General features: G+C 69.9%; 13 protein-coding genes. 7 read left to right on the plus strand and 6 right to left on the minus strand.

The genetic code is table 11. The annotated features are described in order from the left end of the window. Positions 1 to 72 precede the first annotated feature (72 nt). On the minus strand, positions 73 to 1,155 hold the full coding sequence (locus tag ACUDCK_RS13620; protein ID WP_054502526.1) for a site-specific integrase: 1,083 nt from the start codon (positions 1,153 to 1,155) through the stop codon (positions 73 to 75). A gap of 100 nt (positions 1,156 to 1,255) precedes the next feature. On the opposite strand from ACUDCK_RS13620, the gene ACUDCK_RS13625 reads away from it, so the two are divergent. Beyond that, complete coding sequence (locus tag ACUDCK_RS13625) at positions 1,256 to 2,257, plus strand: LysR family transcriptional regulator (protein ID WP_081273664.1); 1,002 nt, start codon at positions 1,256 to 1,258, stop codon at positions 2,255 to 2,257. Here the strand turns inward: ACUDCK_RS13625 and ACUDCK_RS13630 are convergent. The 3 genes from ACUDCK_RS13630 to ACUDCK_RS13640 all read right to left on the minus strand — a co-directional run bounded on the left by ACUDCK_RS13630 (position 2,173) and on the right by ACUDCK_RS13640 (position 5,361). Further along, positions 2,173 to 3,273: an NAD/NADP octopine/nopaline dehydrogenase family protein gene (locus ACUDCK_RS13630; RefSeq protein ID WP_175167837.1), complete on the minus strand. Its 1,101-nt coding sequence runs from the start codon at positions 3,271 to 3,273 to the stop codon at positions 2,173 to 2,175. The two genes, ACUDCK_RS13625 and ACUDCK_RS13630, sit on opposite strands and share 85 nt — an antisense overlap. 1 nt (position 3,274) lies before the next feature. Further along, entirely contained in the window at positions 3,275 to 4,273 is a 999-nt protein-coding gene (locus ACUDCK_RS13635) for a Bug family tripartite tricarboxylate transporter substrate binding protein (RefSeq protein WP_175167836.1), read from the minus strand. A gap of 155 nt (positions 4,274 to 4,428) precedes the next feature. Further along, on the minus strand, positions 4,429 to 5,361 hold the full coding sequence (locus tag ACUDCK_RS13640) for a 2-hydroxyacid dehydrogenase (RefSeq protein ID WP_175167835.1): 933 nt from the start codon (positions 5,359 to 5,361) through the stop codon (positions 4,429 to 4,431). 129 nt (positions 5,362 to 5,490) lie between these two features. Here ACUDCK_RS13640 and ACUDCK_RS13645 point away from each other — a divergent pair, with 129 nt between their 5' ends. The 6 genes from ACUDCK_RS13645 (at position 5,491) to ACUDCK_RS13670 (ending at position 12,199) form a co-directional block, all read left to right on the plus strand. After that, the gene (locus tag ACUDCK_RS13645; RefSeq protein ID WP_054502521.1) at positions 5,491 to 6,393 is read left to right on the plus strand and encodes a LysR family transcriptional regulator; all 903 of its coding nucleotides are present in this window, start codon (positions 5,491 to 5,493) and stop codon (positions 6,391 to 6,393) included. Between the two features lie 171 nt (positions 6,394 to 6,564). Continuing rightward, complete coding sequence (locus ACUDCK_RS13650; RefSeq protein ID WP_175167834.1) at positions 6,565 to 7,620, plus strand: DNA-binding protein; 1,056 nt, start codon at positions 6,565 to 6,567, stop codon at positions 7,618 to 7,620. 72 nt (positions 7,621 to 7,692) lie between these two features. Next, entirely contained in the window at positions 7,693 to 8,799 is a 1,107-nt protein-coding gene (gene ydiK, locus ACUDCK_RS13655) for an AI-2E family transporter YdiK (RefSeq protein ID WP_175167833.1), read from the plus strand. A 149-nt stretch (positions 8,800 to 8,948) separates the two neighbouring features. Continuing rightward, positions 8,949 to 9,674 carry an RNA pseudouridine synthase gene (locus ACUDCK_RS13660; RefSeq protein ID WP_175167832.1) on the plus strand — a complete coding sequence of 242 codons (726 nt, stop codon included), beginning with the start codon at positions 8,949 to 8,951 and terminating at the stop codon, positions 9,672 to 9,674. A gap of 406 nt (positions 9,675 to 10,080) precedes the next feature. Continuing rightward, the gene (locus tag ACUDCK_RS13665) at positions 10,081 to 11,034 is read left to right on the plus strand and encodes a S66 peptidase family protein (protein ID WP_054502859.1); all 954 of its coding nucleotides are present in this window, start codon (positions 10,081 to 10,083) and stop codon (positions 11,032 to 11,034) included. Positions 11,035 to 11,050: 16 nt separating this feature from the next. After that, positions 11,051 to 12,199 carry a zinc-binding metallopeptidase family protein gene (locus ACUDCK_RS13670; RefSeq protein ID WP_175167831.1) on the plus strand — a complete coding sequence of 383 codons (1,149 nt, stop codon included), beginning with the start codon at positions 11,051 to 11,053 and terminating at the stop codon, positions 12,197 to 12,199. A gap of 31 nt (positions 12,200 to 12,230) precedes the next feature. Here ACUDCK_RS13670 and ACUDCK_RS13675 read toward each other — a convergent pair whose 3' ends face one another. Both ACUDCK_RS13675 and ACUDCK_RS13680 read right to left on the minus strand, forming a co-directional pair. Then, positions 12,231 to 13,082 carry an SAM-dependent methyltransferase gene (locus tag ACUDCK_RS13675; protein ID WP_064528500.1) on the minus strand — a complete coding sequence of 284 codons (852 nt, stop codon included), beginning with the start codon at positions 13,080 to 13,082 and terminating at the stop codon, positions 12,231 to 12,233. Between the two features lie 40 nt (positions 13,083 to 13,122). Continuing rightward, positions 13,123 to 14,430, minus strand: coding sequence for an APC family permease (locus ACUDCK_RS13680; RefSeq protein ID WP_144657310.1), 1,308 nt, complete (start codon positions 14,428 to 14,430; stop codon positions 13,123 to 13,125). Positions 14,431 to 14,593 lie beyond the last annotated feature (163 nt).

Consider the following 14,593-nt stretch of genomic DNA (forward strand, 5'->3'; position numbering starts at 1 on the left):
AGCGCCGGCAGGCGCCATTGTATGCAAGCGCGCCTCGGGTCTCGCCGGGATCGAGCGGGTGTGGTTGGCGCGCTACGGTGTTTCGTCCCCGGATGGCGTGTCCAGCAGGCGCGCCGCGCGCGAGCGGGGCGCGGCGCCGGCGCGGAAATACCCCATCACGGTGGCCACGCTGGCATGGCCGGTCATGGCCATGGCGTCGCCTAACGGCACGTTCTGGCGGCCGGCCTCGGTCACGAAACCCGAACGCAGGCTGTGGGCCGAGAAATCGCCCTCGATGCCCGCCAGGCGGCAGCGTTCCTGGACGATGGCGCGCACCGCGGCGGCGGCGAGCGGCTCGCCGATCACATCGCCACGGCGGATGCGGCGGAACAGGGCGCCTTGGCGGATGCCGCTGGCGGCCAGCCAGGCGTCCAGGGCCAGCGCCGCCGCGCCGGCGATCGGCTTGCGGTCCTGGGCGCGGTCGGCGCCGGACTGGTTGGTCTTGGAGTGCGAGAGCAAATAGAGGTAATCCTCGCCCACCTTGCGCGTGTTTTCGACGGTCGCCCCGACCACCTCGGACCGCCGCCGGCCGCCGCTGGACCAGGCGAACAGCAGCAACGCCCGGTCGCGCAGGCCGCGCAGGGAGTCGTCGCAGGTGTCCAGCAGGGCCTGCAGCGGTTCGCGCGTCAGGGCGTCCTTGCGCGCCGGCGTCGCGCCCCGGCGGGCATAGGCGCGGCGGGTGCGGGCCAGCAGCTCGCGCACGGCGGCGGCGCGGCAGGGGTTGGGCAGCCCGGCCAGCTCATGGGCCTTGGAGAGCACCGACAGGCGTTGCAACAGCGTGTTCAGGCTGGGCGGCCCGAGCCGGCCCTTGGCCTTGATCCGCACCAACTCGCTGTCCAGCGCCGGCGGCAGCTCCGATATCAGCCCCTGGGCGCCGGTCCGCTGGGCGTGGTCCACCACGAACTGGATCACCGCCGCCTCGGACAGCGGCAGCGCCAGGGGCCGGCCATAGCGCAGGCCGAACCAGGCCGACCAGTAGCGGATCGCGGCGCGATAGCTGGCGGCCGTATTGGGCGAACTACCCTCGCGCAGCAGGTCGCGCATGGCGGCGTCGGCCTGGCGGTCGAGCGCGCGTGGGTCCAGCAGGGGCAGCGGGGCCGGAGAAGTGGGCAGCATGCGGGGCGGGAAATGACCGGGAGCGGGGAGCCTGGCGTGGCACGGCCCGTGGATACTATCATTCCGCTACTTCGCTACCCGCCCTGAAGGTGCCGCCCGGATGCACGACTCCACCTATCGCATGATCGCCGCGTTGCGGATGCGCCAGTTCGAATTGCTGACGGTGCTGGCCGACACCGGCAGCATGCGCGCCGCGGGTGAGAAGCTCTGCGTCAGCACCGCCGCCGTCAGCAAGGGCCTGGGGGAAATCGAGACGCTGCTGGGCATCACGGTGTTCGAGCGGCATGGCCGCGGCGTGAGCCTGACGCGGGACGGCGACATCCTGGTGCACCGCGCCCGCCTGTTGCTGTCCGAGGTCGCCAATCTCGCCGATGATCTGCGCGACCGCAAGCTGGGGCACGATGCGGTCCTGCGCATTGGCGCGCCGCCCTTCATCGCCTGGTCGTTGCTGCCCGACGTGCTGCGCGGCATGGCGGACGATGGCGGCTTGCCGCCGGTGCAGATCGTCGAGGGGAGGCTGGACGACACGCAGCGCAAGCTCGAAAGCGGCGAGATCGACGTCCTGCTGACCATGAACACCTCGTCCGAACTGGGCAGCCTTTGCCAGGAGGGGCTGGTGATCCGGCCGGTGGGCCGGGAACAGTGGATCGTGGTGTGCGCCGGCGATCATCCGCTGGCCCTGGCGCCGCGCGAGGCGCCGTGGACCTGGCGCGAGTTGAAGCAGCAGGCCTGGATACTGCCGGCCCGGCCGACGCAGGCCCGGCTGATGATCGAGCAGTTGCTGCTGGACAACAACCTGCCGCCCATCGCGCCCGCCATCGAGTCCATGAACGCCATCACCAACCTCAAACTGGTCGAGCGCCGGCTGGGGCTCAGCCTGCTGGCCCGGCGCACGGTGCAGGAACGCCTGGCGCGCGGCAGCCTGGCGGCGTTGCCGGTCCAGGCGCTGCCCGAGCCGATCCCTATCGTGATGGTGTACCGGACGCCGTGGCACCAGGACGACATCATCGAGCGCTTTCACGATGCCGCGCACGCGCTCCTGCAGGCCGCCAGCAACGCCTCTGCCGACATGCCGTCGGGCAGCACCGAGTCCAGCAGGTAATTGCGGTCCCGGAACGGCTCCGCGTAGACCGCTTCCAGCAACGTGATGCAGGCGGACAGCAGCGGGCAGTCGACCCCCAGCAGCCGCGCCAGCCGTTCCTGGAACACCAGGCCGAACGGCACGTCCTCCAGCACGTAGCGATGCGCCAGCCGCGCCGGGCCGAGCGGGCCGGCGCCGCGCGCATCGATGGCGCGAGCGATGTCCTCCAGTGGGCCCAGCGGCACGTGGTACGAGCGCGAATAATGCTGCGCCAGGGTCGGCAGCGTGAACCCCAGGGCTCGGGCCAGCGCCAGCCGCTCCCGGTCCAGCGCCTCTGCCATGTTGGCGACCACCCCCGTGAAGTGGCCGAACAGCGGCCAGGCCTCGCCCCGGTCCATCCGGGTCAGGTTGGGGATCACCTCCGCGGCATGCGCGATCGGGTTGATGTTGGCCAGGATGCTGGCCAACAGATTGTCGGCCAGCGCGAACCGGTCGCCAAACAGGGCCTGGCAATCGGCCAGTGCGTCGCGGCCGCCCGCGCGCGGCGCCAGCCAGGCCATGCCGATCTGGCCGCGCGGCGCGTTCAGGTGCAGGCGGCCGTCGGGCAGGAAGTGGGCGGTCGTGAGAGTCGTGCTCCACCCGACCGCGGTGACGTCGGCGCCATGCGCCGCCGCCGTCTGCCGCAGCCACAGCGGCACCAGTGACAGCGCGCCGCTGACGATCAGGGTCTGGCCGTCGCGCCAGTGGGGCGCCGCGTCTTCCAGGACCTGCTGATACCGGGATGCGGGCAGGCAGATGAAGACATGGCTGTAGTCCGACAGGTCGGACAGCCGCGCCAGCCGTTCGACCGCCACGGCGCCTTCCAGCGCGCCGACGCAGTCGAAGCGCGCCCGGCCGGGCTCGGCATGCGGGCGCAGGTGCCGCCCGGTGGGCGACCACATCGCCACCGGCAGGTCGCTGGCCCGCAGATAGGCCGCGGTGGCGCAGCCGATGCCGCCGGCCCCGACGATCGCGATACGGAAATCGTTGCGCCGCATGTCAGTTCACCGAAATGTGGCGGTCGCTGATGATCTTGCCCCAGCGCTGGTTTTCACGCGTGGTGTAGTCGCGCAGTTCGGCCGGGCTGGTGCCCATCACGATCACGCCCTGGTGGATCAGCTTCTGCCGCAGGTCGGCGTCGCCGAGCGCCTTGACCAGGGCGCCATGGAGCCGGTCGATCACCGGGGCGGGGGTGCGCGCCGGTACGAACACGGCGAAGGCGGTGGCGATTTCGAAGTCCTTGACGCCGGATTCGGCCACGGTCGGCACCTCGGGCAGCAGCGGCGAGCGTTGATCGCTGGAGACGGCCAGGGGCAGCAGCCGCCCCGAATTCAGGAACGGCAGCGAGACGCCCAGGTCAAGGAAGGCCATGTCGACTTCGCCGCTCATCACCGCCGTGCCGGCGGGGCCGCCGCCCTGGTAGGGGATATGGGTCATCTCGATGCCGGTCAGGGCCATCAGTTGTTCGGCCGCCAGGTGGCTGGTGGATCCCTGGCCGCCCGAGGCAAAGGTCAGCCGCCCGGGTTTTTCGCGCGCCAGGGCCAGCAGTTGTGTCAAGGTCTTGACCTTCAGCGCGGGATTGACGGCCAGCACCAGGGGACTGGCGGCCAGCAGCGACACCGGGGCCAGGTCGCGCTCATGCTGGTACGGCAACTGCTTGTACAGGTGCGGGCCGATCACGAAGGTGCTGTTGGTGGCCAGCAGGGCGGTGTAGCCATCGGGCGCGGCGCGCACCGCCTGGGCATGCCCGATCGAGCCATTGGCGCCCGATTTGTTCTCGATCACGATGGGCTGGCCCAGGTCCTTGGCCAGGACGGTGCCTAACTGTCGCGCCAGCAGATCCACCGCGCCCCCGGGCGGCCACGCCACGATCAGGTTGACGGGCCGCTGCGGGTAGGCGGCCGGGGCGGTGGCGGACTGGGCGCTGGCGCCGCCGCCCCACAACAGGCAGAGCGGAAGCAGAATGGTTGCCAGACGGATGCTGCGCGGGGGGATCATGGCCATCTCCAGGGATTGATGGCCACAGTGTAGGAAGGCGGCGCGGGGGCGGCCATCGACAAATGCTCAACGCGCCTTAACGGGACGTTGAGCGCGCGGCTGAACGCGCCCCGAGCGGGCGGCGGCGAGACTGCCCGCCGGGGAGCGCGGCGCCGCTACACCGGGGTGACAGGCCCCCGCCCGAAGAACACGCCCTCCAGGTTAAGCATGAAGATCCCGAACTGGGCTTCGATCGCCTCCGGCGACCAGCCGCCCACGTGCGGAGTCAGCAGCAGGCGGTCCTGGGCGATCAGCGCCGGGGGCGGGGCGGGTTCGCTTTCGTAGACATCCAGCGCCGCCCCGGCGATGCCGCCGCAGGCCAGCGCGGCGGCCAGGGCCTGCGTATCGACGATGCTGCCCCGGCCGACATTGACCAGGTAGCCGCCCGGGCCGAGTTCCCGCAGCACGGCCGCATTCACCATGTGCCGGGTCGCCGCGCCGCCGGGCATGGCGCAGACCAGCACGTCGCACCAGCGCGCCAGCGCCTGCGCGTCGTCGAAGTACTGATAGTCGAATTCCCGCCGCGCGCGGCGGTTGTGGTAGCCGACCTGCATCCTGAAAGCCTGGGCGCGGCTGGCGATGCGTTCGCCCACCGCCCCCAGGCCCAGGATGCCGAGGCGCTTGCCGGACACGTGGGTGGGCAGGGCGATGGCGGTGCGCCAGACGCCCGCGCGGCAAAGCCGGTCCAGGGTACGGAAGTCGCGCATCGCCGCGATCACCATGCCCATGGCATGGTCGGCGACGCATTCGTCGTTGGCGCCGCGCCCGTTGGTCACCCAGATGCCGCGGGCCTTGGCCGCCGTCACGTCGATGTTCTCGTAGCCGGCGCCCATGCTGGCGACGAGCCTGAGGCGGGGCAGCCTTTCCATTTCATCGGCGCGCAGCCCCAGCAGGCCGATGGTCAGCACCGCCTCGAATTCGGCGCCGCGGGTCTGCACGATGCGGGCCCGCTCTTCGGGCGTCAGCGCGAACGTGGGTCGATAGCGCTGCCGCAGGGCCGCCTCTTGCGCGGGGCCCAGCTCGCAGAGCACCAGAACGGAAATGCTCATAGATGTGTTGCTCTCACTGAAACTGCCACGCTTTGCTCCTTGCTGTGCGTGTCGGGGTGCGAATGTAGTGGGCCGCTCAATGAAGAACAATCGCTAAAATCAGGTGAGATTATTCAAAAAAACTAATCAATGGCTTCCGATATCAATTTCAATTTGCTCCGCACCTTTCTCCTGATCGCGGAGACCCGGAGCTTTCGCGGCGCGTCCGAGCAGGTGCATCGTTCGCAGTCGGCGATCAGCGCGCAGATCAAATTGCTCGAGGCGCAGGTCGGCGCCGAGCTGTTCCATCGCACCACGCGCAGTGTCCAGTTGACGGCGGCCGGCAAGCAGTTGCTCGACGCCGCGCGGCGCGGCGTGCGCGAGGTCGAGGCGGGGGTGCGGGAGGTTCGTGAGACACAGGCCTTGCAGGCCGGCCACGTGGCGGTCGCGGCGACGCCGATTGCCGCGGCCGCGCTGCTGCCGCCGGTGCTGGCCCGGTTCGAGACCCTGTACCCCGGCGTGCGGATGTCGGTGCGGGAGCGGCAGTCGGGGGACGTGCAGGCCCAGGTGCTGCAGGGCGAGGCGGATTTCGGTGTGGTCCCCGGTCCGATGGGCGCCGACTGCGATTTCGAACCGCTGGTGACCGAAGAGATCTGCGCGCTGATGGCGCCCCGTCTCTACCCGGATGCGGCGGACCCCATGGCGCTGAAGGACGTCGCCCGCTTGCCCTTGCTGCTGCTCAGCAACGCCACGTCGCTGCGCGTCCTGCTGGACCAGGCGGCGGCGCGGGCGCGCATCCGCCTGACGCCGAAGTACGAGTGCATACAGGCCCACACCCTGATCGCGATGGCCGCGGCCGGGCTGGGCGTGGCCATTCTTCCGCGCCTGGCCTTGCCCGTCAGGCCGCCCAGGGGGCTGCGGATCTGCCGGCTGTCGCCGCCCCTGACGCGCCAGATGGGACTCCTGACCCTGCGTGGGCGCAGGCTGGCGCCCGCCGCCGACAGGCTGGCCGCCCTGGTCCGGGAGAGCGCGGGCAGGGTGGTTGCCCGTTAGGGCGCGCGCCGGGGCCGGATTTCACCTCTCGCGCGGGGGGCACGCCTCCCATGGCGCTGAAAATATAATTTCATACATATGCTGTATGATATCTAACGCATATATGAAATTACTCACGATAAGATTCCATTATCGTGAGTAAAAACCGCCTTGATCCGGGAAAAACGAGCCATGGCCACGGGAATTACGGAAGGGGATGTCTGGCGTGCCTCCGACGCCTTGCTGCTGGAAGGGGCGCGGCCGACCATCGAACGGGTGCGTCAGAAGATCGGGCGAGGCTCCCCCAATACGGTCAGTCCGCACCTGGAATCCTGGTTCCGTTCGCTGGGGGCCCGCATCCAGGATCCTGGCGCCTTCTCCGCGCCGGCCGCCGTGCCCGAACCAGTGGCCCAGGCGGCCGCGCATTTCTGGGAATCGGCGCTGGCCGCCGCCCGCGCCGAACAGGCCGAGGCCAACCGCCAGCGCTGGGCCGAACTGCACGAAGAGGGCGAGCGGCTCGATGCGCTCACCGAACAGTTGCGCCAGCGCGAGGCAAACCTGGAAAACCGCGAGCGCGACCTGCAGGAGGGCTTGAAGGTGGCGACCGGGCAACTGGCCGCCACCGAGGAACGCCTGCGGGCCGCCGAGGCGCAGTTGCGCCAGCGCGACGAGGCCCTGGCGATCGAGCAGCGGCAACTGGCGGACGCGCGCAATGCCTTGCTGGCGCACGTGGCCGATGCCGAGCGCGCCCGGGGCGAGCAGGCCGAGGCCCTGGCCGCCGCGCAGGAGCGCCATGCCGCTCACGAGCGCCGCTGGCTCAATGAACTGGACGCCGAGCGCGGCAACGTCAAACGCCTGCAAGCGCGGCTGGATGAACTCCAGGCCGCCCAGCAGCAACAGGCCGAACAGGCGCGCCAGGCGCTGGCTCAGGCGGCCGAGCGCCTGCGCGGCGCGGAATCGGATGCCGCCGACCGGCTGCGGGCGGCCCAGGCCGAGGTGCTGGCCGCGCGCGGCGAGGCTCAGGCGCAGTTGAGCCGGCAACTGGCCGACGTGGCCGTCGCCCAGGAGGCGCTGCAGGCCTCGCGTCGCCGCGAACAGGACCTGACCCAGCGGCTGGCGGCCAGCGACGCCCAGTTGACGGACCTGCTGGGCCAGTTGCGGACGCGCGATGAGCAGTTGCTGGAGCTGACGCACCACCTGATCGCCGCCCGGGTGGCGGTGCGGCCCACGCCCGGCGGGGCCAAATAGGGATGTCGACGGGGTTTTCGGATAAATTCGTACACGGCCCGATCCTTGCGCGGCCGCTGCCTGGAGCACCGTTTGAACCCGAACCCACGCCCGCCCGCGGACCTTGCCCGCAATCTGCTCGTCATCGTCATCCTGTCGGCCCTGATGATCGGCAGCCTCTACGTGCTGAAACCCTTCCTGTTCGGGCTGATCTGGGCCACCACCATCGTGGTGGCCACCTGGCCGGTGATGCTGGCGGTGCAAAAGCGCTGCGGCGGCCGACGCTGGATGGCGACGGTGGCCATGCTGATCGTGCTGCTGGTGGTGATCGTGCTGCCGCTGTACCAGGCCATCTCGACCCTGGCGCTGCATGGCGGCGCCATCATGACCGCGATCAAGAGTCTGCCCGATTACGCCCTGATGGCGCCGCCGGGCTGGGTGCAGGGCATCCCGCTGGGCGGGCCGCGCATCGCGCAGGAATGGCAGGCGCTGGCCGACGCCGGCGCGGGCGGGCTGCTGGCGCGCCTGGAGCCCTATGTGACCATGGCGGCCAAGTGGCTGCTGAGCAATGCGGCCATCGTTGGCGTGTTTGTCATGCACATGCTGATCACTATCGTCATCGCCGGCATTCTCTATAGCCAGGGCGACGTCGCCGCCAATTTCGTGCAGCGCTTCGCCAACCGCCTGGCCGGCCATCGCGGCGTGGCGGCGATCCTCCTGGCGGGGCTGTCGATACGCGCCGTGGCGCTGGGTATCGTGGTGACGGCGGTGGTGCAGTCGGCGCTGGGCGGGCTGGGCCTGTGGATCGCCGGGGTGCCGGCGGCGGGGATCATCACCGCGCTGATGTTGATGCTGTGCCTGGCCCAACTGGGGCCGTTCCTGCCGTTGCTGGGCGGGGTGATCTGGCTGTTCCAGAACGATATGAAAGTGGCCGCGATCCTGCTGCTGGTGTGGGCAGCGCTGGTGACCATGCTCGACAATCTGCTGCGGCCGATGCTGATCAAGCGCGGCGTGAACCTGTCGATGCTGCTGATCCTGGCCGGTGTGCTGGGCGGCATGTTCGCCTTTGGCATCGTCGGTCTGTTCATCGGCCCGGTGATCCTGGCGGTGACCTCGACGTTGCTCAAGGCCTGGGTCGACGAGGTGCCGCCGCCCGAGGCGACCGCGCCTGAGCCGCGGCCGCCTCGGGAAAGGGCGTAACATCTCGGGCCAGACGCTGTCACCGCGTTGGCGCGATGCCTCGCGACGCCGGCCTTTTCCGTTTTTGATGCAGTATCCGAGATGACGACGTACCCGCCGCTTGCTTTCCCTTCCCGTTCCCAGGCCACCCTCCGACAGGCGGGCCGGCCATGAGCGACAGCGTCCGCCTGGCCAAGCGCCTGGCCACCGAAAAATCCTGTTCGCGCGGCGACGCCGAGCGCTATATCGAGGGCGGCTGGGTCGCCGTGGACGGCAAGGTGGTCGAGGAGCCCGGCTATCGCGTCCGGGCGGGCCAGACGGTCAGCCTGCTGCCCGGCGCCCGCCTGGAAGAAATGCGCCCGGTCAGCGTGCTGGTGCACAAGCCGGCCGGCCTGTCGGCCTCGGACCCGGTCGAATCGGCGCTGAACCTGGTCGTGCCAGCCAACCTCATGCCTGGCGACCGGTCTGGGCAACGCTACCTCAAGCGCATGTTCAATGGCCTGAAGCTGGCCACGCCCCTCGAGCGCGCGGCCAGCGGACTGGTGGTCTATACCCAGGAGTTCGCGGTGGCGCGCAAGTTGCTGGAAGAGGGGCGGCATGTCGAGCAGGAATACATCGCGCAGGTGCGCGGCACGCTCGATGCGGCGGCGCTGGCGCGCCTGCAGCGCGGCCTGGCCTATGAGGGCCGGCCGGCCGCGCCGATGAAGGTCAGTTGGCAGAACGAAAGCCATCTGCGCTTTGCGTTGAAGACGCCCGCATTGGGCTTCATCGAGTACGCCTGTGACAGCGTCGGCCTGCAACTGCAAGCCTTGCGCCGCATCCGCATCGGCCGCCTGCCGATGGCCGGACTGGCGGTGGGGCAGTGGCGCTACCGGCTGGAGTACGAACGCTTCTAGCGGCGCAGGTCAGGATGCCGGAGGCGGAACGCGGGCGGATTCGAGACGGAGCTCGCCTGCCGGATGGGCCGTTACGCACTTAAAGTAGATTCTGGAATAAGTTGAAGTGAATTCTGGGATAACGTGCTCCAGACTTCATCTGGATTCTCGGTTTATCATTTAACTTATTGATAAATAAGAACAATAAAACATCATCTAAAAAGGATGGCATATGCCCGCAAGGCAAGGCGAGGGGCGCGCTCTGAACGATCCCGCACGGCGCGGCCTGCTCAAGGCCGCCGGCGCGCTGGGCCTGTCCGGTCTGGCGCTGGCGGGGTGTGCAAGCCGGGTGGCCGGGCCGGGCGATCGCGGCGCGGCGGCGCCGTCTTCCGCGCAGTCCGCCGCGGCGCCGCGGCGCGATGCGCCCGTGCCAGCCCTGCGGCCGGGGGGGCGCGTTGCCATCGTGGCGCCGGCCTCCGCCGCCGAGGGCGCGGCTTTCGAGGCGGCCGAATGGCTGCAGGCGCGCGGTTACGACCCGCGCATCATGCCGGCCGCCTTGACCCGCGGCGACGCGCCGTACGACTACCTGGCCGGTGACGACGACGCCCGGCTCAACGACCTGCACGCGGCCTTTGCCGATCCGGCCATTGACGCGGTGTGGTGCCTGCAGGGCGGGTTCGGCTCCTGGCGGCTGGCGGATCGGCTCGATATCGGCCTGCTGCGCCAGCACCCCAAGCCCTTCATCGGCTATAGCGACATCACTGCGCTGCACCTGGCGATCCAGCGTCACGCGGGCTTCGTGACGTTTCACGGGCCGATGCTGGCGCAGGACCTGGTGGCGGGTAAACAGGAGCCAACCGCCAGCCACGTGCTGGCGATGGTCGGCGGCCAGATCGGGCAGGGCGGCTGGATCGACGCGCCGCCGGAATCCAACCCGGTGGTGCTGGCGCCCGGCGTGGCCAGCGGCCGGCTGGTGGGCGGCAACCTGGCGCTGGTCGCGGCCATGATCGGCTCGCGCCACGAGATCGCGACACGGGACGCGATCCTGTTCATCGAGGATGTCAATGAGGCGCTGCCGCGCATCGATCGGTTGCTGTCGCAGTTGCGCGCGGCAGGCAAGTTCGATCGCATCAAGGGCGTGCTGGCCGGCAATTTCACCCGGCTGGGGCTGCCGGGGGGCGACGCGGTCGGCCAGAGCCTGTTGTTCCCGCTGCTGCTGGAGCAATTCCAGGCGCGCGGCATCCCGGTGCTGGCCGCCTGGCCCAGCGGCCATGGCGACCCCAACCTGACGCTGCCCCTCGGCGCGCTGGTGACGCTGGACACCCAGCGGCGCGGCCTGCGGCTGGAACAGGCGGTGGCGGTCCAGGCCGCGCCGCTGTAGCCCGGAGACCGGTCGCATGAATCCTTTCTTCGATGCCCTGAGCCGCCAGTTGAACGCGCCCGAGCGCCGGCGTCCGCGGCAGCGTCACGCCCGCGCCAAGGCATTCCAGTGTGTCTGCGGCCAGCGGGTGTTCTTCAACAACACCGAGTGCCTTAACTGCCACCGGCAACTGGGCTTCGATCCGCGCCACGGCCACATCGTCGCGCTGGACCCGGGCAAGACGGAAGGCGCCTGGGTCGAGGCCGGGCGGGTGCGCGGCAGAATCTTCAAGCGCTGCGCCAATTTTTCGTCGCCGGCTGCCTGCAATTGGCTGCTGCCGGCCGCGCGCGCCGATCATCTCTGTATCGCCTGCGGCCTCAATCGCACCATTCCCGACCTGTCGGTGCCGGGCAACGGGACGCTGTGGCGCAAGGTCGAGAGCGCCAAGCGCCAGGTGATCGCCCAACTGCTGACGCTGGGACTGCCGATCCCGCGGGCGCGCACGCCGGGCGACGGCGGGCTGGCGTTCGACCTGCTGGCGCCGCCCGACGATGGCTCGCCGCTGCTCACGGGACACGGCCAGGGGCTGATCACGCTCAATATCCACGAGGCTGACGACGCGTACCGGGTCCAGGTGCGTGAGGCGATGCACGAGCCATACCGCACGCTGGTGGGGCATTTCCGCCATGAGATCGGCCATTTCTACTGGGATCGGCTGGTGGCCGGCGGCCCCTGGCTGGCGCCATTCCGCCAGGTGTTCGGCGACGAGCGCGATGACTACGCGCAGGCATTGCGGCGCCATTACGACCAGGGCGCGCCGGCCGATTGGGCGCAGCGCTTCATCAGCGCCTACGCTTCGTCGCATCCTTGGGAAGACTGGGCCGAGACCTGGGCCCACTACCTGCACATGATGGACGCGCTGGACACCGCCTTCAGCTTCGGCATGGCGCGGCTGCCGCTGGACCAGGCCAGCGATCCCTTCACCCGGGCGTCGCTGTACGACCCGGACGATCCCGAAGGTCAGCGCTTTCTCGATCTGGTCAATGGCTGGGTGGCGCTGACCGGCGTGCTCAACGAGCTGTCGCGCAGCATGGGCCAGCGCGACTTCTATCCCTTTGTGCTGCCCGCCGCGGTGGTGGGCAAGCTGCAGTTCGTGCACCGGGTGATCCAGACCGCGCCGCGCTGACGCCGCGTCCGGCTCCCGCGGGGCGGCCGCCCTAGATGCGACGGGCCGACCATTCGCCCTTGCCGGCGGCGCTGCCCTGCATGGTGGCGCCGTTGACTTCGCCGGTGTAGCGTATGCCGTCGGCGGTGAACGAGATGGTGCGGCCATCCATTCGCGCGTCCGAGATCTCGCTGGATCCGAGCTTGCCCGACAGCATCTGGTACCGCTGTTCCAGTTGCAGCGTGCGGCCGCCCACCTGCCAGCGGCCGTCGACCCTGGCCGGCACCACCCACAGCAGCGCGTTGCAGTAGGTCTGGCAGGCCTCGGTGACGGTTTCGGAGGCATCCGGCTCCCAGTCGCCCATGCGGAAGGTGTTGGACACGATGCGGGTGCCCGGCGGCAGCTCCAGCAGCTTGGGCCGCAGCTTCTCGTTGATGGTCGACAACAGGAACATGGTGATGACGTCGGCCTGCGACAGGTCGGTTTCGAACAGGTCGGCGACCTCGAAGGTGGCGCGGCGGGACACGCCCGCCTTGGCGGCATTGCTGCGCGAGAGCGCCACCAGGTCGGGGTTGTACTCGATGCCCTTGGCGGTCAGGCCGCGCTGGGCGGCGGTGATGACGGTGCGGCCGTCGCCGGATCCCAGGTCCATCAGGCGGTCCTGCGGCGTGACCTGGGCCATGTCGAGCATCTTGTCCACCAGCGTCTGCGGAGTCGGCACCCAGATGACGTCCTTGCCATCCTGGCCGACATCGGGCACGTAGTCTTCGGTCGCGGCAGCCCGCGGGCTGGCGGCATCGGCGCGGGCCTCGGCCAGCACCGCAAGGGACAGGGCCAGCGCCAGCGCCGATGCCATGAGGGGCCAGCGGCGGGCGGGCGAATGGGACGAATGGGCACGTTGCATGATGAAGACTCCTAGGGCAAAGAAAAGCGGGAGGGGCGGCTCATTGCGGACCACGCCTGTCCAGGTCGCGCGCTTCGTGCGGGCGCAGCAGTCGCAGCATCGGCACGCCCAGCACCAGTACGCCCAGGCCGATCAGGGCCCCGGCGCCAGCGTAGGCGGCGCTGGAATAGACCAGGCCGGCGCAGGTCAGCGCCAGCAGGGCAGGGGTCAGCGGATACAGGGGCACGCGAAACGGCCGGGCGCGCGCGGGGTCACGCTGCCGCAGGCGCCATACCGATGCGGCCACCAGCAGCATGAACAGCCAGAACACCGGCGCGGTGTAGGCCACCATGGTCTGCACCGCGTTGTGGCTGAAGGCGCCCACCGCCAGCAGGACCAGCGTGATGACGCCTTGCGCCAACAGCGCGCTGACCGGCGTTTCATTGCGTTCGCTCCAGCCGGCCAGCGCGCGCAGCCGCGGCACGTCGCGGCCCAGCGCGTAATAGACGCGGGCACCGGTGATGATGGTGCCGTTGATGGTGCTGAGCGCGGTGGCGCAGATCACCAGGCTCAGCAGGGCGGCGGCATACGGACCGGCGGCCAGTTGCATCACCGCCGCGCCCAGCGCCGGCGTGTCGCGCAGCCCTTGCAGGCCGAACAGTTCCAGCAGGGCGAGGTTGGTCAAGAGATAGGCGCCGGTCACCACCACGGTGCCGATCAGCAGCACGCGCGCCATGTTGCGGCCGGGATTGCGCAGCTCGCCGCTGAGATAGGCGGCCTCGTTCCAGCCGCCGTAGGTCAGCAGCACGAATACCATGCCCATGCCCATCAGCCCGGCGGCGTTGCCGCCCAGCGGCGCCGGCGCGGGGGCGGCGGGCGAGGCGGTGAACAGGGCGGCGCCCAGCACCGCCGTCAGCGCGACCAGCGTCAGGATCGTGAACAGCCATTGCAGGCGCTTGGAATGGCGCGTGCCGGCCACGTTCAGCGCGGTCAGTCCGATCACCGACAGCGCCGCGTGCACGGTGGCCCCATGCGTGCCGAGCGGCAGCAGTTGTTGCGCGTAGTCGCCATAGATGAAGGCCACCACGGCGATCGCGCCGGTCTGGATCACGGTGCAGCGCGCCCAGGCGAACAGCAGGCCGACCCGCGGCCCCCAGGCGCGCGACAGATACAGGTATTCCCCGCCCGCGCCGGGATAGGCCGCGCCCAGTTCGGCATAGCAGAGCGCGCCCACCAGCATCACCAGTCCGCCCGCGGCCCAGTAGGCCAGGTACATCGCCTCGGACGTGGCGTGCTGCGCGACCAGCGGCGGAAAGCCGAAGATGCCGATGCCGATCACCACACCCACCAGCACCACGGTTGCATCCATCACCGACAAACCGGGCGGGCCGAGCGCGTGCGCGCCCGCGCCGCTCCCCGCGCCGGCTGCACTGGGGCTGGGGCGCAAGGAACGGGGCAAAGGCGGCATCGAATTCTCCCGGGGATCGCCAGCGCACGAGCGTGCGGCGTGTCAGGCGCTAAGTCTGACAATT

It is taken from the genome of Achromobacter sp. CF-sbj1-Ac2-l (assembly GCF_052698165.1).

Excerpts from the sequence above, each read along its gene's own strand:
- ACUDCK_RS13650 (WP_175167834.1), top strand. The coding sequence starts at position 6,565 with ATGGCCACGGGAATTACGGAAGGGGATGTCTGGCGTGCCTCCGACGCC.
- ACUDCK_RS13620 (WP_054502526.1), bottom strand. The coding sequence starts at position 1,155 with ATGCTGCCCACTTCTCCGGCCCCGCTGCCCCTGCTGGACCCACGCGCG.
- ACUDCK_RS13640 (WP_175167835.1), bottom strand. The coding sequence starts at position 5,361 with ATGAGCATTTCCGTTCTGGTGCTCTGCGAGCTGGGCCCCGCGCAAGAG.
- ACUDCK_RS13635 (WP_175167836.1), bottom strand. The coding sequence starts at position 4,273 with ATGATCCCCCCGCGCAGCATCCGTCTGGCAACCATTCTGCTTCCGCTC.
- ACUDCK_RS13625 (WP_081273664.1), top strand. The coding sequence starts at position 1,256 with ATGCACGACTCCACCTATCGCATGATCGCCGCGTTGCGGATGCGCCAG.
- ACUDCK_RS13670 (WP_175167831.1), top strand. The coding sequence starts at position 11,051 with ATGAATCCTTTCTTCGATGCCCTGAGCCGCCAGTTGAACGCGCCCGAG.
- ACUDCK_RS13645 (WP_054502521.1), top strand. The coding sequence starts at position 5,491 with ATGGCTTCCGATATCAATTTCAATTTGCTCCGCACCTTTCTCCTGATC.
- ACUDCK_RS13630 (WP_175167837.1), bottom strand. The coding sequence starts at position 3,273 with ATGCGGCGCAACGATTTCCGTATCGCGATCGTCGGGGCCGGCGGCATC.
- ACUDCK_RS13660 (WP_175167832.1), top strand. The coding sequence starts at position 8,949 with ATGAGCGACAGCGTCCGCCTGGCCAAGCGCCTGGCCACCGAAAAATCC.
- ACUDCK_RS13680 (WP_144657310.1), bottom strand. The coding sequence starts at position 14,430 with ATGGATGCAACCGTGGTGCTGGTGGGTGTGGTGATCGGCATCGGCATC.
- ACUDCK_RS13675 (WP_064528500.1), bottom strand. The coding sequence starts at position 13,082 with ATGCAACGTGCCCATTCGTCCCATTCGCCCGCCCGCCGCTGGCCCCTC.